This window comes from Cylindrospermum sp. FACHB-282 (assembly GCF_014697195.1).
Taxonomy (GTDB): Bacteria; Cyanobacteriota; Cyanobacteriia; order Cyanobacteriales; family Nostocaceae; genus Cylindrospermum.
On the sequence record NZ_JACJRJ010000074.1, the window covers coordinates 1 to 21,301 of the forward strand.

The 21,301-nt window shown below is 40.2% G+C and carries 23 protein-coding genes; 8 read left to right on the forward strand and 15 right to left on the reverse strand.

Annotation, left to right across the window (positions count from 1 at the left end; translation table 11 throughout):
- Positions 1–75: 75 nt before the first annotated feature.
- The 4 genes from H6G32_RS24825 to H6G32_RS24840 form a co-directional block, all read right to left on the reverse strand.
- Complete coding sequence (locus H6G32_RS24825) at positions 76–459, reverse strand: VOC family protein (RefSeq protein WP_242046724.1); 384 nt, start codon at positions 457–459, stop codon at positions 76–78.
- Positions 460–541: 82 nt separating this feature from the next.
- Positions 542–1,561 (reverse strand): aldo/keto reductase, encoded by a 1,020-nt coding sequence (locus H6G32_RS24830; RefSeq protein ID WP_190463195.1) that lies wholly within the window; start codon positions 1,559–1,561, stop codon positions 542–544.
- Between the two features lie 24 nt (positions 1,562–1,585).
- Positions 1,586–1,921: a cytochrome c6 PetJ gene (petJ, locus tag H6G32_RS24835; RefSeq protein WP_190463197.1), complete on the reverse strand. Its 336-nt coding sequence runs from the start codon at positions 1,919–1,921 to the stop codon at positions 1,586–1,588.
- A 55-nt stretch (positions 1,922–1,976) separates the two neighbouring features.
- Positions 1,977–2,201, reverse strand: coding sequence for a hypothetical protein (locus tag H6G32_RS24840; protein ID WP_190463199.1), 225 nt, complete (start codon positions 2,199–2,201; stop codon positions 1,977–1,979).
- A 251-nt stretch (positions 2,202–2,452) separates the two neighbouring features.
- On the opposite strand from H6G32_RS24840, the gene H6G32_RS24845 reads away from it, so the two are divergent.
- Positions 2,453–3,259 (forward strand): histidine kinase, encoded by an 807-nt coding sequence (locus H6G32_RS24845; RefSeq protein ID WP_190463201.1) that lies wholly within the window; start codon positions 2,453–2,455, stop codon positions 3,257–3,259.
- A gap of 314 nt (positions 3,260–3,573) precedes the next feature.
- Here H6G32_RS24845 and H6G32_RS24850 read toward each other — a convergent pair whose 3' ends face one another.
- On the reverse strand, positions 3,574–3,753 hold the full coding sequence (locus H6G32_RS24850; protein ID WP_190463203.1) for a YqaE/Pmp3 family membrane protein: 180 nt from the start codon (positions 3,751–3,753) through the stop codon (positions 3,574–3,576).
- Positions 3,754–3,907: 154 nt separating this feature from the next.
- The gene (locus H6G32_RS24855) at positions 3,908–4,309 is read right to left on the reverse strand and encodes a phage holin family protein (protein ID WP_190463205.1); all 402 of its coding nucleotides are present in this window, start codon (positions 4,307–4,309) and stop codon (positions 3,908–3,910) included.
- Between the two features lie 378 nt (positions 4,310–4,687).
- On the opposite strand from H6G32_RS24855, the gene H6G32_RS24860 reads away from it, so the two are divergent.
- A complete protein-coding gene (locus tag H6G32_RS24860; RefSeq protein ID WP_190463206.1) occupies positions 4,688–5,413 on the forward strand; it encodes a hypothetical protein in 726 nt (241 codons plus the stop codon).
- A 127-nt stretch (positions 5,414–5,540) separates the two neighbouring features.
- On the opposite strand, the gene H6G32_RS24865 is transcribed toward H6G32_RS24860, so the two are convergent.
- Positions 5,541–5,873, reverse strand: coding sequence for a 2Fe-2S iron-sulfur cluster-binding protein (locus tag H6G32_RS24865; RefSeq protein WP_190463208.1), 333 nt, complete (start codon positions 5,871–5,873; stop codon positions 5,541–5,543).
- A gap of 101 nt (positions 5,874–5,974) precedes the next feature.
- Positions 5,975–8,134: a Tex family protein gene (locus H6G32_RS24870; RefSeq protein ID WP_190463210.1), complete on the reverse strand. Its 2,160-nt coding sequence runs from the start codon at positions 8,132–8,134 to the stop codon at positions 5,975–5,977.
- Positions 8,135–8,376: 242 nt separating this feature from the next.
- On the opposite strand from H6G32_RS24870, the gene H6G32_RS24875 reads away from it, so the two are divergent.
- The 5 genes from H6G32_RS24875 to H6G32_RS24895 all read left to right on the forward strand — a co-directional run bounded on the left by H6G32_RS24875 (position 8,377) and on the right by H6G32_RS24895 (position 13,902).
- Positions 8,377–8,586, forward strand: coding sequence for a hypothetical protein (locus tag H6G32_RS24875; RefSeq protein WP_190463212.1), 210 nt, complete (start codon positions 8,377–8,379; stop codon positions 8,584–8,586).
- 175 nt (positions 8,587–8,761) lie between these two features.
- A complete protein-coding gene (locus tag H6G32_RS24880; RefSeq protein WP_190463215.1) occupies positions 8,762–9,955 on the forward strand; it encodes an AAA family ATPase in 1,194 nt (397 codons plus the stop codon).
- Entirely contained in the window at positions 9,955–10,752 is a 798-nt protein-coding gene (locus H6G32_RS24885; RefSeq protein WP_190463217.1) for a DUF4276 family protein, read from the forward strand. The genes H6G32_RS24880 and H6G32_RS24885 overlap by 1 nt, the downstream gene beginning before the upstream one ends.
- Positions 10,753–10,844: 92 nt before the next feature.
- Positions 10,845–12,317, forward strand: coding sequence for a TldD/PmbA family protein (locus H6G32_RS24890; RefSeq protein WP_190463219.1), 1,473 nt, complete (start codon positions 10,845–10,847; stop codon positions 12,315–12,317).
- 244 nt (positions 12,318–12,561) lie between these two features.
- Positions 12,562–13,902, forward strand: a complete 1,341-nt coding sequence (locus tag H6G32_RS24895; protein ID WP_190463221.1) for a TldD/PmbA family protein — start codon at positions 12,562–12,564, stop codon at positions 13,900–13,902.
- 55 nt (positions 13,903–13,957) lie between these two features.
- Here H6G32_RS24895 and H6G32_RS24900 read toward each other — a convergent pair whose 3' ends face one another.
- The 3 genes from H6G32_RS24900 to H6G32_RS24910 form a co-directional block, all read right to left on the reverse strand.
- Positions 13,958–14,398 (reverse strand): pentapeptide repeat-containing protein, encoded by a 441-nt coding sequence (locus H6G32_RS24900; RefSeq protein WP_190463223.1) that lies wholly within the window; start codon positions 14,396–14,398, stop codon positions 13,958–13,960.
- A gap of 400 nt (positions 14,399–14,798) precedes the next feature.
- Positions 14,799–15,791 carry a pentapeptide repeat-containing protein gene (locus H6G32_RS24905; RefSeq protein WP_190463224.1) on the reverse strand — a complete coding sequence of 331 codons (993 nt, stop codon included), beginning with the start codon at positions 15,789–15,791 and terminating at the stop codon, positions 14,799–14,801.
- A gap of 83 nt (positions 15,792–15,874) precedes the next feature.
- On the reverse strand, positions 15,875–16,741 hold the full coding sequence (locus tag H6G32_RS24910) for a hypothetical protein (protein ID WP_199328243.1): 867 nt from the start codon (positions 16,739–16,741) through the stop codon (positions 15,875–15,877).
- A gap of 19 nt (positions 16,742–16,760) precedes the next feature.
- On the opposite strand from H6G32_RS24910, the gene H6G32_RS27180 reads away from it, so the two are divergent.
- Complete coding sequence (locus H6G32_RS27180; RefSeq protein WP_255502649.1) at positions 16,761–16,886, forward strand: hypothetical protein; 126 nt, start codon at positions 16,761–16,763, stop codon at positions 16,884–16,886.
- A 182-nt stretch (positions 16,887–17,068) separates the two neighbouring features.
- Here the strand turns inward: H6G32_RS27180 and H6G32_RS24915 are convergent, their stop codons facing one another.
- The 4 genes from H6G32_RS24915 to H6G32_RS24930 form a co-directional block, all read right to left on the reverse strand.
- On the reverse strand, positions 17,069–18,076 hold the full coding sequence (locus H6G32_RS24915; protein ID WP_190463226.1) for an aspartate carbamoyltransferase catalytic subunit: 1,008 nt from the start codon (positions 18,074–18,076) through the stop codon (positions 17,069–17,071).
- A gap of 201 nt (positions 18,077–18,277) precedes the next feature.
- The gene (gene trxA, locus H6G32_RS24920; RefSeq protein WP_190463228.1) at positions 18,278–18,598 is read right to left on the reverse strand and encodes a thioredoxin; all 321 of its coding nucleotides are present in this window, start codon (positions 18,596–18,598) and stop codon (positions 18,278–18,280) included.
- Between the two features lie 204 nt (positions 18,599–18,802).
- Positions 18,803–20,152: a magnesium transporter gene (gene mgtE / locus H6G32_RS24925; RefSeq protein ID WP_190463230.1), complete on the reverse strand. Its 1,350-nt coding sequence runs from the start codon at positions 20,150–20,152 to the stop codon at positions 18,803–18,805.
- Between the two features lie 742 nt (positions 20,153–20,894).
- The gene (locus H6G32_RS24930) at positions 20,895–21,275 is read right to left on the reverse strand and encodes a hypothetical protein (RefSeq protein ID WP_190463236.1); all 381 of its coding nucleotides are present in this window, start codon (positions 21,273–21,275) and stop codon (positions 20,895–20,897) included.
- Positions 21,276–21,301 lie beyond the last annotated feature (26 nt).

Here is a 21,301-nt window from a genome sequence, read left to right on the forward strand (position 1 = left end):
CCCCGTCCTGTCAAACCTATGGTTTGAATTAGTTGGGGGTCAATTCGTCGTCGCCCAAAAATTCATCCCACACTCCTAAGAGTGAGTGTGGGGCTTCTTTTCGTTTAAGCTAATCACGGCAACAGCTTGCTCAAATAACTGCGGATCTATATCAAAAGCCAAATGATAAGCCCTAGTAAAACTCCTCTCTGGATTTGCATCTGGCGGTAGCAAATCTGGCGTCCAAAATAAGTCTAAAATCGTACCATCCGGGGTGATAAAATTAGCTACTTTCCCAGCAGCTACGAGTTCTAATAGAGTTGCCGGAATCTCTTCTCCAGTCAGTTCATGCAAACCCAAAATAGTGCCATAAAAATACCGCGAAGCTTCCATATCATGCACATTGAGGGCAATGTGATGCACCCGGCGCAGACTTCCCGGTGCAATGGTAGTACTGGGTTGAGTTTCAGGAATCATCATCTAGAACGTGGGTGGAAACAGACAAGAGCGATCGCTTAGTCTAGCTCTAACTAAATAATCAACAAAGGAGTGAGAAAATCACTTATTTTCGATATTCATCACCACAATCACCGATTAGCTGATATAAATCTCGTGATTTGCGAGATACCGCATCTATCAAATTCACATCTTCAGCATCTAGAACGAAACCAAATACCTTAGCGTTGTCTTCTAGATGTGCCGATAAACCCAGTCTTGCGCCGACAATTACACCCCCGACGCTAGGCTTTTCTAAAATGTAACGCACTGCCACATTAGAAATGCTCACACCATGCTGATCAGCAATTTTTTTCAGGGTAGAAAGTAACTCTTGAAATAGCTGCCAACCTCCCCAATTATCAACCATATTTTTATATTTTTTTAAGCTCACAGTGCCTAAATCAAATGCTCTTGGTTCAGGCTTTCCCAAGTACTTTTCTGATAACAAACCACCGCAAACTGAGCCGTAAGTAAAAAGTTTTATATCATGCTGTTGACAAAATTCTAGCATCTTCACTTCAGGACGGCGGTCAACCAGGGAAAATTGTACTTGATTAGAAACTATTTTGATGCCTGCTTCTGTAATGATTTGCAGGTGCTTTGTATCAAAATTAGTCAAAGCTAGATACTTAATCTTACCCTCAGTTTGCAATTCTGCCATGTATCTAAGAGCATCAAGGTAATTTGAATCCCGATATTCCCACCAGTGGAATTGCATCAAATCCAAACATTCTACATCCATCCGTCTTAGGGATATATTGATATTTTCTTCAACCAGCTTTTTTGTCATTTTACCAGGTCGAGGAACCCATTTTGTGAAAGCTTGAATGCTAGATAAAGCCTCTTTACCACGGGTAGCTATCAGTTGACGGCGAAACTCACCAATCAAATCTTCTGCTGGCCCATAATGGTCTGCTAAATCCCAAGTGGTAAAACCTGCATCTAGATATTTAAACATCGCCTGAATAGCGGCTGTAGGATTGATGCGTCCGTGTCCGCCAGACACTTGCCACATTCCATTTAAAATCCGGCAGATGTTTAAATCGGGGGTGAATTGGAGACGACTTTGTGGAGGTAATTGCATTTTTTTAGTGAGGATTTTAAATTTTTATCGCCAGTCTGTTTCCGCTTGTTCAAGAACATAAGCAGCAACAGTTTCAATTTCCTGTCTACTCAGGCGATTTTTATAAGCCGACATATTACTTTTACCATTAGTGACAATCGCTGAAATTGCCTCTAGAGAATCCATACCATATTTTTTGAGCGCATTCTTTTTTAGGTTTTTACCCCGCCTGATAATGTTACCACCGTTGATATGACAACCAGCACAATGAACGCTAAAGATTTGTGCGCCACTGGTTGTGTCTACTGCACTAGCCGACAAAGTAAAAGCACCTGTCCATAACAACAGCGTTACTAATACTAATGTTAATAGATATTTCACTCAGTCTCTCCTGACTCTAACCGGGATATTTACAGAAATAAGCGCCATAACCAATCTAGAGAGATTCAAAGTCAGATGTAAATCCGGCAAACTTTGCACAATCTTCCTGAAAGGCTTCAGCGTCGCTAACATCCTCAATTTTATATCCCATGATGCGCGTCTCATCTGGCATTTTTTTGGAAGCAATCAATTCAACTTGATACTTTTGCACCATCGTCTTAAAGTCAGCACCATAGCGCTTCCAGGCTTCACCAGAACAAGTGATATTTACCCGCCACATATTATGACTCTCAATTATTAACAGTAGATTATCATCTCACACATGGGTAACACAGTACAAATCACCTGATGAAAGTTAAAATTTATCTTTCTTCTCTTGGCGTCCCTGGGGTCTTGGCGGTTAGTTAAAAAAAAATCACTATAATTTTCTATCTAAAGGAAGTGGTAATCCAAACAATACTACTCCATAATACAGATGTGGCATCGTGATTATAAGTTTTAACCGAATTAGTTAAATCCAAAGAGTTGAAAATGGCTAACAATATCAAAGAGAAAATTCAAGCTGACCTACAACAAGCTAAATCTACTGGTCAGTTAAGAACTGAGCATATTCGCGAGATTGTTAAATCCGCAGTTGCTCAGGTAGCGGCTGAATTTAAAGAAGGTTCTAGCGAACTGCGTGACCTGGTAAAAGATGCAGTTTCTGCGGTGATTGAAAACTTGCAAGAAAAAGGTGGCGAACTCAAAGAAGAAGTCACAGCTTCCATTGAAGGAGCGCTAGAAGGTGTTAATACTAAAAGACACGAAGCTATTGTCAAAACTCAGGGAGAACTGAAGAGATTACAGTCCCAATTAGATGGTGAAGAAAAACAACTCCAGCAAGAAGTTGATGGAATGTTAGCAGAGATTGAAGCAACGGGTAAAAACAAATCTGCTAATACTAAAAGTGCAATTGACTCGGCGATTAATGCCATTAAAGACAGTGATGAAGTAGCTTTGCTAAAGAAACGCTACGCTCAACTGCAAGCACAACTAGCCATTGTTAAAGCTAACTTAGCCGCACGCTATGGTGGACGCTCTGGAGAAGTTAAAGATTATCTAGATGAAGCACAAAACTGGTATAATGAAGCACGTCCCCAGGCAGAAGCCTTGGCTACAAAAGTTGAAGAAAAGCGATCGCATCTCGAAGACCAACTGGGTGCAGCAGGTACGGCCCTAGCGAAAAAAGAACGCCAGTTAAAGCAAACTTTGAGAGAATTACTATTAACAACAGCTGATTTTTTCAAAGATAAAGATAAAGAACCTACTGACAAACAAAAAGAGACTGCTAATAAATAGACTCCAGTTGGAGCAATAGGATTCGGTTATATTTTTCTTCCTTTAACCACCTCAAAATGAGGTGGTAAAAATTAAGCCCCCCTTTCTTAAGGGGAGCTATTTCCTTGCGGTGGTTATCAAAGTTGTGCCAACTAGACTGGCTTGAGGTTATCTTTTTAACTCTTAAATAGCTAGGGTTGTAATTAATTATCAGGCTTTTCTTGATAATTAATTTTGAATCTAACTTGAAAGCTTAAACTATAGCTATCAAAATCAATAATGGGTAATATCTTTATCTTCAACCATTACCTATTACCCATTACCGATTACCCAAATTAATAACTACCAACTTCCTCTTCATGCTTGGTAATTACCCAAAGTGCATGAATACTACCGGGAAGCCAACCTAGCAAAGTGAGCAAGATATTAATTACCAAAGTTGATCCAACACCAACTGTGAGAAAAACCCCTAAGGGCGGTATTAACAGACCAAGAACTAAGCGGAGAATTTTCATGATGATTTTGCGGTAAATTTGTGTGTGATTTTGTGTAATTACATTTTCCAGAAAAAGCCAAATTAGGAACTCCACCTAGTGACTTATCTCAACAAAGGAGATTTGATTGACTGTAGAAACGTGATTCTGCTGGCATTTCTACTCTCATTGATATTTATCTAGATGGTAACTCACCTGAGTTGTTGACATTTCCACTGCTGTTTAAAGCAGGATGCCTTTCTGCCAAGTATTGGTTAATGAAGGTGTTAGCAAAAGATAGAATCACGGGCCCCAGAAGAAAAGCGATAATTCCCCGCACTGCAAACCCAGGAACGAGAACTGATGCTAACCAGAAACAGAAACCGTTAACGACCAGCGAAAATGCTCCTAATGAGACAAAGTTAAGCGGTAGAGAGAGTGCAGAAAGTACGGGCCTAACTGAGCCGTTAATTAGTCCAATTACTAAAGCCGCAATCAAAGCTGCGGGAAAGTTAGCAATATCAACGCCTGGAACGACTATATCAACGATTAACAGGCTTAAGGCTGTAGCGATCGCAGTTAAAAAAGTTACCCACATTGTTTTTACCTTATTCCTAATTACCAGAAACGAAAGTGTGTGAAGCTTCTTTAACTATCTTTAACTAGATCCTAGTTTCTCACCTCTCTTTCTAGATAGATTTTTTTGTCTATACAATTTGGCTGATATTTGATAATAATCGACAGATATCTTGTATTCTTGCCAAAGTCCTTGTTTATATTTTGTCTGATAGCGACTTTATTCGCAATTTATAAGAAGTTTTTAGTCTACCCTTGACACATTTATTGTAATGTAGTATAAATGTAGTACTAAGCTAAAGCTGCTCTCAATCCTATAAGGAGGTAAGTTCAATGATGTTCACTAATGCATTTACCCAAACCACTTCATATCCACCAATGCATTTAGATATTTTGAGGTATGAGCGAACATCGTTTGAGCGAAATTGTGATTGAACGGCCACGAACTGGGATGAGAATTAGTTCCACTAGTTTAAAAGGCTGTAAGAAAAATCTTCACAAACTAACTGTAGAAGCAAGTGAAGATGGATTATTAAATCCATATATCATCAAAGTTAGAAATGGTTCTAAGCGTCTTTCTGATCATCTCGGCCCACTGCGTCGGTTTCTAAAATCAAAAGTTGGAGAACCTTGGAATGAGGTTTATAGCGAACTGTCCCAACGTTTAGATGCTAGCACAATGGCAGGAAAGCACGTTCTTGATCATGTGTGGGGCTATGTTGAACGGTATGTAGAACTAATTGATGGTATTCCTTATCGTCAGCCTTATTACGGTTCCCAAATTGAGTTGGTTAGCTATAGATATACATCATTCTACGTTCATCCTGAAACGGGAATTCTCTGTTTAGCAAAAAATACACCTCGAAAGCCAAAGGCTTCACATCCAACTGATGTAGTAATGATTGATAAATATCATCGATACTGCAAGCTAAACGAAATTTGGTATCTCGTCACCTTTGAGGATTTTCCACTTCCACCTACTAAATATGTTACTGATATTATCAGAGGTTTGATTGACTGCGATCGCGCAATGTACGTGGGAGGTCGGAGAATTTACGCTGTTAGCAAACGACAGTGCAATAAAAAACAAATTCGATTCATTTTGAATCAACTTGTTCAGCAATAGAATTTTCACCTCGTGTTTTCAATCAAAAAGTTAACATCAGCTTTTTCAAGTTGCACGAGGTGAATTTATTTTAACTATGAATAATTGCAAAACCTGGGAAATTCTGGATTTATAACAATCACTCAGATTATTTCTCTTCCGGTTTATAGTAAAGCGATGATTTGTACAAAACCTGCTCTTGATGGGTTTCTAAAGTACAATCTGATAAGGGGTAAGTTACACAGGTAACAACATAGCCTGCTTGTATCTCCTGGGGACGGAGAAATTTTTGTTCACTTTGATCAACTTCACCACTGATAAGTTTGGCGACACAAGCAGAACATTCCCCTTGTTTACATCCAGAGGGTATGCGGATACCAGATGCTTCTGCTATGTCGAGAATATATTGATCATCTGGTACTTGAAGAGTATGATCTAATCCTAGAGCTTGATTGATCAGGCGAACTTGATAAACTGTCATCTGCTATTTCTCAGTTAAATATAATCAACTTGAAAATATTGTGCAGCTTGTAGTTAGCACTTTAGTGAAGACAGCACTAACTACGAACTTTAATTTAAATGTTATTGTTTAACTGCTTTCATCGACAAACTAATCCGCTTCAATTTCTCGTTAATTTCTAGCACCCGCACTTTCACAACTTGTCCTACTCTGACAACTTTTTTGGGATCATCCACGAATCTATCAGCAATTTGGGAGATATGCACCAAACCATCTTGATGTACACCAATATCAACAAAAGCACCAAAGTTGGCGACATTGCTAATTATTCCCTCTAGTTCCATTCCCACTTGCAAATCCCTAATTTCTTTAATTCCTGCTTTGAAGGTGGCATACTTAAATTCAGCACGGGGGTCTCTTCCTGGTTTTTCTAATTCGCTGAGGATGTCCCGCAGTGTGGGTTCACCAACTTTATCAGTAACGTATTTTTTCAGGTTGGTCTTATAGAGTTTTTCAGCAATTTGCGTTACCTGATTTAATGTTACACTCAAATCAGAGGCGATCGCTTCCACAACAGAGTAACTTTCTGGATGCACTGCTGTATTATCTAAGGGATTTTCACCACCGCGTATCCGCAAAAACCCCGCCGCTTGTTCAAACGCCTTCGGCCCCAACTTCGCCACCTTCAACAGTTGACGGCGGTTTTTAAAGGCTCCATGTTGATTGCGATAGGCGATAATATTGTTAGCTACTGTTGGCGTAATTCCCGACACAAAGGTGAGAAGTTCCTTTGAGGCGGTGTTTAAATCCACACCGACATAATTAACGCAGCTTTCTACAGTTTCATCTAACTTCTTTTTCAGCAACTTCTGATCAACATCGTGCTGATATTGTCCCACACCAATGGATTTGGGGTCAATTTTCACCAGTTCTGCTAAAGGATCTTGTAACCGCCGACCGATGCTAATCGCACCACGCACGGTAATATCTAAATCAGGAAACTCTTCTAGTGCAACTTTACTCGCAGAATATATCGATGCACCAGACTCATTTACCATTACCTTAATCGGTTTTCGGTCGCTTATTTGCAGCATTTCTAAGACAAATTCATCTGTCTCGCGGGAAGCTGTACCATTACCAATAGCAATTAACTCAACTTGGTATTTTTCAATTAAATTTTTGATGGTTTGTCCAGCTTTTTTACGTTGTTCAGCAGCTTGATGAGGAAATACCGCTTGATATTCTAAAAATTTCCCCGTTTGATCTAATACTGCAACTTTGCAACCAGTTCTAAAACCGGGATCTATGGCTAGGGTTGGTTTCATTCCCGCCGGTGCAGACAGCAGCAACTCTCGCAGATTCGTTTCAAATGTTTTGATTGACTCAATATCTGCATAGGTTTTCTTTTGGGAAATTACTTCCCCAATTAGGGAAGTTTTCATCAAACGGTTAAATGCATCCTTCAGCATTGCTTGGTAATAATCGCGAATTGTCCGGACTTTGGTTTTAATTTCCTGCGCTTCCAAATAAGAAAGTACTACATCCTCATCAAAAGCAATTTCAAAGTTTAATATTTTCTCCGTTTCTCCCCGACACAACGCCAGCATATTGTGCGGTGCGATATTTTTCACCCGAATCTGATAGTTACGGTACATCTCAAATTTGGTTGTACCTTCGGGATGATCATCTTTAATTCGGGAGACAAATACTCCTTCTTCTAGGAGATAGTCACGCAAATATGCACGTAATTCAGCTTTTTCAGCCACCTCTTCCGCTAAGATATCACTCGCACCTTTCAACGCCTCTTCTGCGGTTTTTACTCCCAGAGTTTCGGAAATATATTTCGCTGCTTCTTCCTCAAGTGAGGCTGTGACAGCATTTTTCACATTTAGCGATTTGATAAATGCTGCTAGGGGTTCTAATCCTTTTTCTCTAGCGATAGTGGCGCGGGTGCGGCGTTTTTGGCGATAGGGTAGGTATAAATCCTCAAGCTCAGTTTTTTGTAAACAGGCGGTGATTTTGGCTTTGAGTTCATCGCTGAGTTTACCTTGTTCTGCGATCGCATTTAAAATCACCGATTTGCGTTCTTCCAGTTCCGTTAGGTAACTATACCTATCAGCTAAATCGCGCAATTGCACCTCATTCATCTCATCGGTACGCTCTTTGCGGTAACGTGCAATAAAGGGAATCGTCGCACCCTCCGCCAAAAGTTCCAGCGCGTTTTGCACCTGATGAGGTTTGATATCTAGTTCAGTTGCTAGTAGTTGAGGAATGTTCAGCATCAAGTATCTACGTTAAAAATGCTACGTCTAAAAGTAATATGCTAGATCATTACTGTCAGCATGAGCATAGATTTTAAGCTAATTTACCCAATGATTACCTAAATTTAAAATATTTACACCCCGTCTTTAAATTAAGTATTGTAACTAAAACCTACTTAGGTGTAGAATTAACCCCAGTTCCCAAAACAGTTTCGCGCCACATATCTCGAAACGTGAGGCTTTTAGTTCAGAGGTTTAGTAAAATGCCTTCATTTTTTTTAATTCCACTGTTTACTGGTTTAGTTACTGGCTATTTTTTCAAAAAGAGCAACGATGAAATCGCCTACATTGCGGGTGTATTTGCAGCTATCAGCTTCATTATCAGCTTAGTTTTAGCACCTTGGCAGATTCAGTTTGCGCTGTTAATTCTCATCCTCGCCAGTACTAACAAACTTCTGCGGAAAATTCAGTAAAAATCATCCTAACGCTAGAGAAAAACACACGATTTCATATTTTCTCTAGCTTTAGTGATGTGAGTGAAATTCTACCAAATTATTTTGGCTTCAGCATCGCGCAGATTAACCAAACTCTTTAATATTTATTGTAAACTTCATTTAGGCATCCACCTTCTTGCAGGAAAATATTATCATGCCTAACAAACTAAATCATTTGCACATCAAAAATTTTCGCTCCCTTGCGGATGTTTTTATTAAAACAGACACTCTCAATATTCTCTTTGGCCCTAATGGAGCCGGAAAATCGACATTTTTAGATACAATCTGGTTTATTAGAGATTGTGCAATCAGAGGTGTCGATTTAGCTTCTTCATTTAGAGATCATGGAATTGGTATACTTTGGGATGGAGCAAGCGAAACAGACAATATATTAATTGAAATAGAAGATGAATCCACTAAATATGAAGTAACATTTGGCTTTTCTTCCGGTAGAATAGAATCTTTTGTGGGCGAGAAGCTAACTAATAAGATCAATAATAATTTACTAATTAATAGAACAATAGGTAGTGACAAAGCTACATTTTATCATCTTGGCATAGGTAAAGACGAATCTATTATCAATCTCAGAGAACCAGAAAAACTGGCGCTTACCAGTTATGTAGGCTTTGGAACAGGTGATCCAACAGCATTAGAGTTAGACAAATTCCTGCGTTTGGCGCGTTTTTATCATTTAAGGGGACTGTCCTTATTCAGGCTGAGACGATACGGCTCAGAATCAGAACCTGGAGATAGATTACAAGATGGATGTGAAAATTTATGGTCAGTTTTGAGGAATCTACATGATAGACAAGCCGTTGATGAGAGATATAAAACAATTATAAATTTTATGCGCGAAAGCTTTCCCGCTTTCGATGGCTTATATTTTGAGCAAACTGGACGTAACACAGTCTATGCAAATTTCTTAGATAAAAGACGCCGTAAACCAATTCAAGCTTCAGGAGTATCTGATGGACATCTTCAAATGCTCATTAATCTCACAGCTTTATTTTCTGAAAAACCAAATGGCTATTCATTAATTTTGCTGGATGAACCGGAAATATCCCTACATCCTTGGGCATTAGCAGTTTTTGCCAAAGCAGTGAAACTTGCTACGGAAAAATGGAATAAACAAGTCTTTATTTCCACTCATTCCCCAGTCCTCATTAGTCAATTTGAACCAAAAAACATCTTGGCTGCCGAGCTTGATGCCGATGGGCAAACTATTATGAAACGAGTTAGTGAAATCCCAGAAATTCAAGATTTACTAGAAGATTATGCTACAGGTTCTTTATATATGGCTGAAATGATAGCCCCTCAGAGTAAGTCTGCTTCTGAGGATTCAAATTAATGAATGGAGAAAATAAAACTAGCAACCAGCCATGCTATTTTTTTGAATTTGGATTATTTGTTACAGGTCAAACTGAAGAACAGCATCTACCAAATTTATTTAGAAATCTCATGGCAACTGGTATATGTACATTTAAAATTGTGAGCCGTATTGGACAGCTATCACCTAGAACTTCTCCACAACGAGAAATTAGAATGGTTGGAAGTGGTAATATTATTCCTCCTAAAGACGCAGAAAAAATTGGTTTTCCAGCTAGAGACTATTTATCTGCAAATCCATGTGGATATGTATTGCTGGTGGATGACTTAGAACAAGATAGAGTAAGACTAGCGCCACAAGTTTTTCAGCGATATCGAGAGGTTCTAGATAATATTTTACTAGAGCAAAAGTCTCGTGCTTCTGTTCATTTTTTGGTAAACATGATTGAAGCCTACTACTTCGCTGACTCTCAGGCAGTCAATACAGTTTTAGGAACTTCTTTGACAGATTATCCAGAAGATGTCGAAACTATACCCCATCCTAAAAATCAATTAAAAGCTTTACATCCTGGTTTTGATGAGAAAAAAGACGGTGGGGAAATACTCAAGCTCCTTAGAGTTGAACACGTTTTGTCTAATCCTCAGACTTGTGCATCTCTGAGAACTCTATTTTTGTGGTGTTACCAAGTGTTAAAAAAGTACCCATATCCAGAAGTTTTAGCACAATTTCCGGCTGAACAGTATCGGTTTCACGATGGAATATTGAGTGCAATAACGCGACAACAGTTAGAGGATGGTGAGGAAACCCCTACAGCCTAACTGGCGATCGCTAATTTCATCGATTTGTTAGACTGGACACACCAGGATTTATTCAGTCAAATCTCTGAACACGCCAGCAGACGAGGCTCCCCATGCTTACAAATACGCTACTTCTCTCAAATCAACTCCCCACACTGCAATATTCCTCCACCCCAGAGCGATTCGATGAAACCTGGGAAGCTCCCCTGGCTACCCTTTTGGGACTAGGACGCGCCGCTGGTGCCGATTTTATTGAATACTTCTTAGAGCATCGCAACCATATCAGTTGTCTTGCAGAAGACGACTCCATCACCAGCATTTCACCCAGTCTAGCCACAGGTGCAGGAGTCAGAGTATTTCGCGGTAAAGCCGACTGCTACGTAAGCACCAATGACCTTTCATTCTCTGGCTTAAAAGCAGCCTTAGAAAAAGGTCTTTCCATCCTGGGATTACAACTACCCGCACCTAGCTCTTTCATCCCCGAAATTAACCTAGAATTACTCAGAGACTACGCCACAAAAAGAGGCAAAGATGGCTGGCTACCCCTGTGTAGTTCCATTCGAGAAATGGGAGAAGTCCTTCTTGATGGTACCGCCACCCTCAATAAAAAAGCTAGCCACGTACAATCACGCCGCGCTAGTTATTTCCGAGATTGGCAAGAAGTTTTAGTCGCCGCTAGTGATGGCACCTTTGCTCGTGATATTCGCCTCACCCAGTCCGTAGGATTTAACATTCTCTGCGCTGATGGTGCCAATCGTACCTCCATTGGTGCACGTGATGGTAACACCAGTGATGCCAACTTCCTGAGAACCTGGGATTATCAACAAGCCGCCGAGCAAATAGCCGAATCCGCTGGCAAAATGCTCTACGCAGATTACGTTGAATCAGGCACTTATCCCATCATTATGGCCAATCACTTTGGCGGCGTAATCTTCCACGAAGCCTGCGGACACCTGCTAGAAACTACCCAAATTGAACGCAATACCACACCTTTTGCTGACAAAAAAGGCGAAAAAATTGCCCACGAAAGTCTAACAGCTTGGGATGAAGGACGCGCTGAAAATGCCTTCGGTACAATTGATATGGATGACGAAGGTATGCCTGGTCAAAGAACTTTATTAATTGAAAAAGGCGTTCTCAAAAACTTCTTAGCAGATAGAACTGGTTCTGTACGCACAGGACACCCCAGAACTGGTAGCGGACGCCGCCAGAATTATACTTTTGCCGCAGCTAGCCGGATGCGTAATACTTATATTGATTCTGGCGAATACACCAACGAAGATTTATTTGCCTCTGTGGACAAAGGTATTTACTGTAAAAAAATGGGTGGCGGCAGTGTTGGCGCAACAGGTCAATTTAACTTTAGTGTTGATGAAGCTTATTTGATTGAAAATGGCAAACTTACTAAACCATTAAAAGGAGCTATCCTCATCGGTGAAGCTAAGGAAATTATGAACAAAATTTCTATGTGTTCCCAAGATTTGGAGCTTGCACCCGGTTTTTGTGGCTCAGTCAGCGGCAGCATTTACACTACAGTCGGACAACCACACATCAAGGTTGATTCAATTACTGTCGGCGGACGCTAGAGAATTTTAGATTTTAGAGCCAGTCGCGTGGGCGGGTTTCCCGACTTGAGCGAACTGGCGTGATTTTGGATTGTTAAGAAAAAGTATATGTCTCACGCTCCAGACGCAGAGGCGCAAAGAGAAAGATTGAGTTTTACTAATCATTCAGTAATGCCAAGATGCCTTAATCAATATACCAATAATCACATCCAAAATCCCATTTTGAAATCTCACTTTTGTTAAATCTCAAATTCCAAAATTGATTATGCCAAAAATCGAAGAAATTGCAACCTACGCCAAAGATAATGCTGAGAAACTTGGTATCAAGAAATTTGATATTTATGGTTCAGCAGTAGATGAAACTAGCGTGCAGGTTGACCAAGGTGAACCAAAACAAGTCAAAGCCTCAAATCGCTCTGGTGTTACTGTGCGGGTTTGGAATGAAGAAAATACAATGGGTGTCACCAGCACCACAGATGTAGACCCCAAAGGATTGGAATTGGCTTTAAAGACTGCTTACGAAGCTAGTTTTTTTGGGGTTAAGGAAAATGTCCCTGATTTTAGTCCAGAAGCAACAATTCCTATCCCCAATACACACCACGAAAAAGCACCCCAAGCACCAGCTTCTGAACTGATAGAAAAATTATTGGTAGCGGAAAAAGAACTTCTAGCCGCTCATCCCGCTATTAAAGGAGTGCCTTATAATGGTTTGGCGCAAAGAGATATTGACAGATTTTATCTCAATAGTGATGGCGCTATCAGAACCGAATCTCACTCTTTAGCATCGGTTTATCTGTACAGCAAAACTGAGGAAGAAGGGAAAAAACCGCGCAGTGCAGGCGCTTTCAGAATCAATCAAAAGTTAGATTCTCTGGATATCAATGGTTGCATTAAAGAAACTGCCGAGAAAACTATCAGCCATTTGAACTATGAAAAAGTTCAAACTGGTAAGTATAGAGTTGTTTTCTCTCCTGAAGCTTTCTTAAGTCTGCTGGGTGCTTTTTCTAATTTGTTTAATGCTCAAAGCATTTTGGACAATCAAAGTTTATCTAACCCTGATGATTTAGGTAAACAAATTGCTTCCCCCCTACTTTCAGTTTTTGATGATGCATTGCATCCAGCAAATGTTGGTGCTGAAAGTTTTGATGGTGAAGGTACTCCCACCCGTCAGGTTTCACTGATAGAAAATGGTGTTTTAAAAAGCTTTCTCCACAGTGCGGGAACTGCCAAAAGGCTGAATGCTCAACCAACAGGTAATGCTAGTATTGGGGCTAAAGTCAGCGTCGGGCCCAATTTTTATCACGTTTTCGCTGCTGGATTTCCTGAGCAGCAATTTAGCTTAGATACTGCCGAAGATGTAATTTTGATTGATGATTTACAAGCTCTTCACGCTGGAGTTAAAGCTTTACAAGGTTCGTTTTCTTTGCCGTTTGATGGTTGGTTAATCAATAAAGGTGTCAAGACGAGTATTGAGTCTGCAACAGTTGCTGGCGATTTCTTGGAAGTTTTGAACTCAATTATTTATGTGGAAAAAGAGGTGGAGTTGACACCAGGGGGAGTTTGTCCCAGAATCTGGGTTAATGAACTTTCGATTACTGGTGAGTAAAGGTCAATAATTAGGAGTTAGGAGTTTTCATTTTTAAGCTCTTAACTTCTAACCCTTATTTTTCTCCTCCCATACCAGAAATGTTATCAACCCCATCAGCACCGCTTAAATTAGTACCAATCATTACGGCACCCTCTACTTGAGCATTAAATAATTTCGCATCGCTCAAATCGGCATTAGTAAGATTAGCATTATTGAAGCTGGTACCACTGGCAAAGGCTTCTGTTAAATTAGCAGACTTCAAATTAGCACCTGTTAAATCTGCGCCTTCTATATTAGCGCCTTCTAAATTAGCACCTATTAAATTTGCATTCCTCAAATCGACACCTATGAGGTGAGCACCTTCGAGATTAGCGCCTGACAAATTACACCCGAAACATTCTCTAGTTTCTAACAAGTGTCTGACGAGATTGGGGTTTTCAGCCTTGACGGGAATGGGAGCAGCTAGAGATAATGTGCACAGTATTGCTGCCGCAGTCAAAAATATAGGTCTCATACTTTTTTACCCTCACAACTTTTTGAAGTTATTGCTCAACTCCTATGATCCCATCGTCTCAAAGTCCCTGTATTTTGTCCTCATGCGAGCGGAGGACTTCACCGGTGAGAAAATTAGATTCAGTCTTCATACCTGAGCTAGAGCGAAAACGCTAAAATGATATGCTTATCAGAAATTTTCTTGGGCTAATCGGGAAGAAAAGACATATATAGCGATCCTACTAAATGAGTTACGAACAAAAAGATCCCCGACTTCTTGAAGAAGTCGGGGATCTGAGTCTCTTGGTGGAGTGAAACCTATACAAAAATGGGGATATAAGTCAATACGGTTCAGTTAAGAAAATTGTAGTTGGGCAGTACCTACCATCATAAAAATAGTGGGTATTGCCCATGCTATATTTTTAGTTGTTAATTGTTCCATCAGGCATTACCGCGCCACGCAAATCTACACCCGTCAGATTTGCACTACTAATTTCTGCTCTGATCAAATTTGCTTTACTTAAATTAGCACCTGTCAAGTCTGTTCTAGCAAGATAGGCATCAACCAAGTCTGCTTCAGTTAAGTTAGCCTCGCGCAGGTTAGCCCGACTCAAATCAACTCTATTCAGTCTTGCAAAACTCAGGTTTGCTCGATTCAATTTGGCTCTAGTCAGTTTAGTATCTGCCATAATTGCACCACGTAAGTTAACACCTGTAAGTTCGGCATCAATCAGATTTGACCGTTCCAGCCTAGCATTCATCAGGTTAGCACCTTTTAAATTAGCACCCCTCATGTTAGTGTCGCTCAGAGATGCGTTATACAAAATTGCTTCACTCAAGTTAGCATCGCTCAAATCGGCATAACGTAGCGTTGCTTCACTCAAGTTAGCACCACTCAAATCAACTTTAGCTAAGTCGACACCAGTTAAATCAGCCCCCCGCAAGTCAGCCTTATGTAGGTTAGCTCCCCGTAGACTAGCAGAGTACATTCTCTTTTCTTCTCGCAGGTTAGCACCACGCAGGCAAGCACCTGTTAGATTAGCACCCGCCAAATCTGCTCCACGCAAGTCTGCATCCATCAAGTTAGTATCTAGCATCTCCGCCAAAGTTAAATTGGCATTACGCAAATCAGCGCCCTGCAAAGATGCACCGTGTAAATCAGCATCATGTAAGTTGGCACTGATTAAACTCGCCTGATTTAGATTCGCACCACTTAGCTTTGTACGAATTAGATTTGCCCTATTCAAGATTGCCCGATTTAGATAGCTAAAAATTAGGATAGCATTTTGTAAATCTGCCTTATTCAAGGCTATACCGATTAAGTCTGCACCAAAAAAATTTGCCCCATTTAAGTTGGCCTCGATAAATTTTGTTTCTCCATCTGCATATCGCTTAAGAACTTCAGTGGCATCCATAGTTTTCCTGTTTCAATTACCGCAATATTTCCAAATTTTTCCTTGCTCCACAATTGTCAAAAATTACAATCCATCATTGTTGGTTAGAACGCATCTTTCGTAGGGGGTATTATAAATTGACAGGTATTATTGCTATTGTCATCACTTTTTAATGCGGTTTGAGCATTAGGATTAACTATTGTTAGACTTTTTTGAGATGAGTCGCTGTTAAAGGGTTGATATTTGTTGGCATTAGATAACATATCAGCATATAAACTTCGCATGGATTGGATGATGGCACTGGCTGCTTGAGTATTTTCATCCAGGTTGTCTAGAGATATAACAGTACTATTTAGTTTAGATTCAAGCTCTTTGATAGTTGGACAAGTATCAAATAATTTCCGCAGTAAATCATCAAGTTTTTCTGCTCTCAGTTTGAGCCAGTCTTCTTCATTGAAAGTAAAGTTATTGTCAAGGGCAGAAAATATAAGTATTTTAGCCCTAAGTGGGTTAGTATATTTCATTATATTTTGCCGTAAATCAAACTGATTATATTGATATTTAGTTTGACTGTTTGGAGATTTATCTACAGGATTTGATGAGATTTGTCCAGAATGATAAAATATAGGTTCTTGTTGATTAGGTGGATTTACTAGTATTCCTGTTGTTTCCTCATTCGTTACATATAGCTTCTTCAACTCATGATAAATTACCCGGGCAATTAGGGTGTATTCAGCTTGTTTATTAAGTGTTTTGACAACTTTAGATAAAGCATCATTTAACTTATGTATAGTTGGGTTTAACCTGAATAATTCTTGAACTAATTCTTGTAATTTAAACCTGTCTAGCGTATTTTGATCGTTCTCCCAAATACCTTTACAAGCAGAGTATACTAATTTTTTAATCCGGTTTGAATTTTCATGTTGTTCTAAATATTTAGTTACTTCATCGAGGCTAGATAGAGTTTTCATCGGTAAATCTCCGGCATAGGTGTCAGATAAAAATAAACTCTGGACTGGGATTGTTTCCTCTGTCTCTTCTAGTTATAAAGATTTGCGGGGTTTAAATATGCGATCGCAAATTCAGGCAAACAAAACGGTTCTGGGTGGTAATTGATAGTTGCCACGCAGAAGGCATGGCCACTCCGGAGAACTACCCCCTGATTTTATCACTACGGCGTTGCCCAAGGGGGTAGTAGATGCGTTTAATCAGGCTGGAAGACGGGCGGTGCTTACCTCATCTAGTATGCCCTGATAGAGCTATGAGCATCTAGATCATCTGAGAAAATTGTTGAATTCTTAAACCTTGCCGCTACCAATGAAATACAATAGGGCCATGCGAACGGCGACACCACTGGTAACTTGTGATTGAATCAAACTAATTTCTGGATCATCCATTAAATCAGAGCTAATTTCTACACCTCGATTAACTGGGCCTGGATGCAAAACTTTGACGTTAGGTTTACACAGTTGTAGCTTTGTCCGTGTAATGCCAAATAGCTGATGATATTCTCGCAAACTTGGCAGTAAATGAGCAGTCATCCGCTCTTTTTGCAGGCGCAAAGTCATGACAAAGTCGGCATCCTGCAAAGCTGGTTCTAGCTGCCAATGGAGAAACAACTGCCCTTGAATAGCTTTTTTATCTCCTTCTTCACCAAGATACTCAGCAAATAATCTAGGTAACAGGGTGGGTGGTGCTGCCAGATGCACTTCGGCGCCACTGGCAATTAAACTCCAAATATTGGATCGCGCTACGCGAGAATGGAGTATATCCCCAACAATGGCAATTTTTTTGCCTTGTAACAGTTCTATTCGCGGGTGTGCTGGGTCAATTAAGGTACATAAGGTAAATAAGTCAAGTAGTCCTTGGGATGGATGCTCATGTTGACCATCACCGGCATTGAGGACACTAACTTTTACGCCTAGACGATCCATTTCTTGGGCGATCGCATGTGGTACTCCTGCCTCTCGATGGCGAATCACCATAATATCAGTTCCCATAGCCAAATAGGTCTTCGCCGTGTCGAGAATTGTCTCTCCCTTTGTCATGGAAGAGGTAGCAGCAGCGAAGTTCAGGGTATCCGCACTTAAGCGTTTAGCAGCAATTTCAAAACTGCTGCGAGTGCGGGTGGAGGGTTCAAAAAATAAATTCGCCACTACCTGTCCTTGGAGGGTTGGGACTTTTTTTGTCCGCCGTGATAGTACCTCTAAAAAAGAGGCAGCAGTTTGCAAAACAGCGTCATATTCAGCAGTGGTGAAGTCAGCGAGGGAAAGAATGTGATGACGATTCCAGGTGGTAGTAGGCATAAATTGCTATTAGTTCTCGGCCTAGAGATGCGATCGCATCTCTACAATTTTTTAATTTACTTTGCAGTAAAAACAATACCACCTCTCTTATATCAAATTGACAGATGTGCAGGGTAATGGTAAAGGGATGACGCCAAAAAAATGTTTAAAGCTACATAATTTCGCTATTTGTATAGCAAAGTTTAAAACATTTGCTGTAACTTAAATATGCTTCTCAACAGCACTAACGAAATTTTCGTATGGCACGACGCCTACTATATTTTCTACCACTTCTCCACCTTTGAAAATCAATACTGCCGGAATACTTTTAACTCCATATTTTTTGGCAGCAACTTTGTTTTTATCGATGTCAATTTTGAGGACTTTAACACGTCCTTGATATGCTTCGGCAAGTTGTTCTATTAAAGGAGAAATCTTCCGACAAGGGCCGCACCAAGGAGCAGTAAAATCAATGACAAATATTGGTTCTGATTCTAGAAGTAAATCGAATTCGCTGTCTTGAATCTGGGATACTGTAGTCATGGTTGTTCCCGAAATAAAAGTTAGGATTTTTGTTGGCTAGCGCCTGATATTAAGCTAAAAAGTGAATTTTTGTCAAGTTCTGGCAACTTAAAGACAGGAGTTTTAGGGCTTTTGCTGTCTGAGGCAGTTTTAGACAGGGCAATTAAACTGTTAATAATCTCTCCAAAAGACTCCCCATCTATCAGCCTTTGGGAGAGATTTTAATTAAGGTTGTAAATGGAAAACTTTCAAAGCTAAAGAAATCAGAGTCAGGAAGGTTAAAAACCCGATTGAATCGAGCATAGTTGTTAATAATGGCCCACTAACTAAGGCAGGATCAAGCTTAAGTCGCTTTAAGCCCATTGGGAGTAAAGTGCCAAGTGTAACGGCAATAATTGTATTGGTCATCATCACCATTCCAGCAACTAAAGCCACCCATCTTTCTTGAGGACGGGCCCAAATCAGAGAAAGCAGGATCATGGTTATTCCTAAAGCTAGGGCGGTACCTGAACCGGCTAAAAGTTCTTTGCGGAGAATTTTTAGGGTATCTTTAGGTGTTACTTCACCTACACCCAAGCCGCGAATTGTAACTGTTAAGGCTTGAATGCCCACGGTACCACCAGTGTTAGAAAAAATTGGCATGATTACGGCCAGAACTGGCACGGCGGCAATTACAGATTGGAATGGGGCGATCGCACTGGCTGCACCAATATATAGCCCCATAATCCCCAGCAACCAAGGCAAACGGTTGAGAATTGTGGCTACGGGCGAGGATAAAGCCCCTTCGTCACCACTTACACCCGCCAGTTTTTGGATATCTTCTGTGGCTTCTTCTTCTAAAATATCGACCACATCATCAATGGTGATAATGCCGACTAATCGATCTTCCCGATCAACTACGGGGATAGCGATTAAGTCATAGCGTTTCATGATTTGGGCAACTTCTTCCTGGGAGGCTTCGGTTTTTACCTTGATGACGCGATCGCTAGAAATATCTCTAATTAAGACTTCGGGAAAGGTAAATAACAACTGACGCAGAGAAACAACGCTTACCAAGGTGCGGTTATCGTCTGTGACGTAGGCGTAGTAAATTGTCTCCTTGTCTTCGTCCTGACGGCGAATTTTGCTTAAGGCTTCGCCCACAGTCAATCCTTCCCGCAGCCGCACATATTCGGTTGTCATCACCCGTCCAGCTGTGCCTTCTGGATAGCCGAGAATTGTGGCTGTGGCTTGCCTTTGTTCGGGACTGAGTTCTTTTAATAGGCGCTTGATGACGCCAGCCGGGAGTTCGTCAAACAATTCTGCCCGTTCATCGGGACTCATTTCTTCCACAAGATGCACTACTTGGGCATCATGCAGAGAATTAATCAGTTCTTCCTGTACGTCTGTGGGCAAATATTCAAATACATCGATTGCTTGCCCTTTGTTGAGTAGTCGAAATGCGATCGCCCGCTGTTTTTCCGGCAATTGTGAAATGTACTCCCCCACATCCACAGGCTGTAAATGATTTAAATCGCATTTCAACTGATTTAGATCGGCAACGTCTAATGAATTGCGAACGTCTTCTATGAGCATGATAAATATCTCCTAATGTCTCCCCCTCGCTGGGAGACTGTCTCGCCAGCTTAGAGGAGGTTGGTACTGCCATCTGGTGGACTTCTGTCCATAAAATCTTAAAAACTCACTCAATATTGATATCTAATCAAAGCATCACTGATTCATCATCCTAACGCGGAATGGTTTTATCCGATAGGTGGTGAGTCATAGCGTGCTTAAGTAGTAGTTTTCTACACACTTAAGCATTTTTGCCCAGATTTAGGTTTGCTTAGTGTTGATTCTACTACTCATATATCCTATGTCAAGCCAATAAACGATTTTATTGGCAAACTTTACAGAGTCAAAATATTTACATTACAAAAAATATGTTTATAGGACTTACGCATTGACAAAAAACAGTAATTATGAGCAATCAATTTTATTCATTGAAAGTCCTATAAATTGTGCGTTAGGGAACGCACACTACGTGTAGGATGCGTCAGGGGACGCATCGAAAAAGCCTGAAAAAAGGGTAAATTTGTACAGTGCGTAAGTCCTAGTTTAGTCTTAGGGCGTAGAGAAAATATGTATTTATACTTAAAATATTGACCCCACAATATCAGGCAATTAAAAGCCACAGGGTTTATATCTGTTAATTATAGGTTTGGGTTCGATGCTGAATACTTGCCCTGCTTACATCTTATCGTAGCGCGTTCAATGGCGCAGGGCTGAAAAAGGCCATATTTTATAACAAGTCATATATACAATGAAATCTGCTTTTTTAAAAAGGTATATCATCATTATCAGATGTCTCATCCGGCTGTATATTCATTAAAACTTTACCGAAAAACCTAAGAAATTCTTTTAATACTTCTTTTGAATCTATCCACATATTCCAGGTATAATTGTTTTCTTTATTCTCATAAATTACTAAATAGCTTTCACTATTAGACAAGGAATTTTTATTAAAGCCATCAAGACATTTGTTAGTTGTATCTTGCGTTATAGAATCATAATATTCTGGATTCTCTTGGTCATTTAAATAAACATCACCTATGGTTTTACCTTCAACTTCTATAGGACTAATATTTGATTTTTGAAAAAGCTCCGTACATCTGAAGGGTGGGAAAATCAAAGGTAGTGTGTCGGATAAACCATTCAAACATCCATTTTAAATGAGAGAATGTT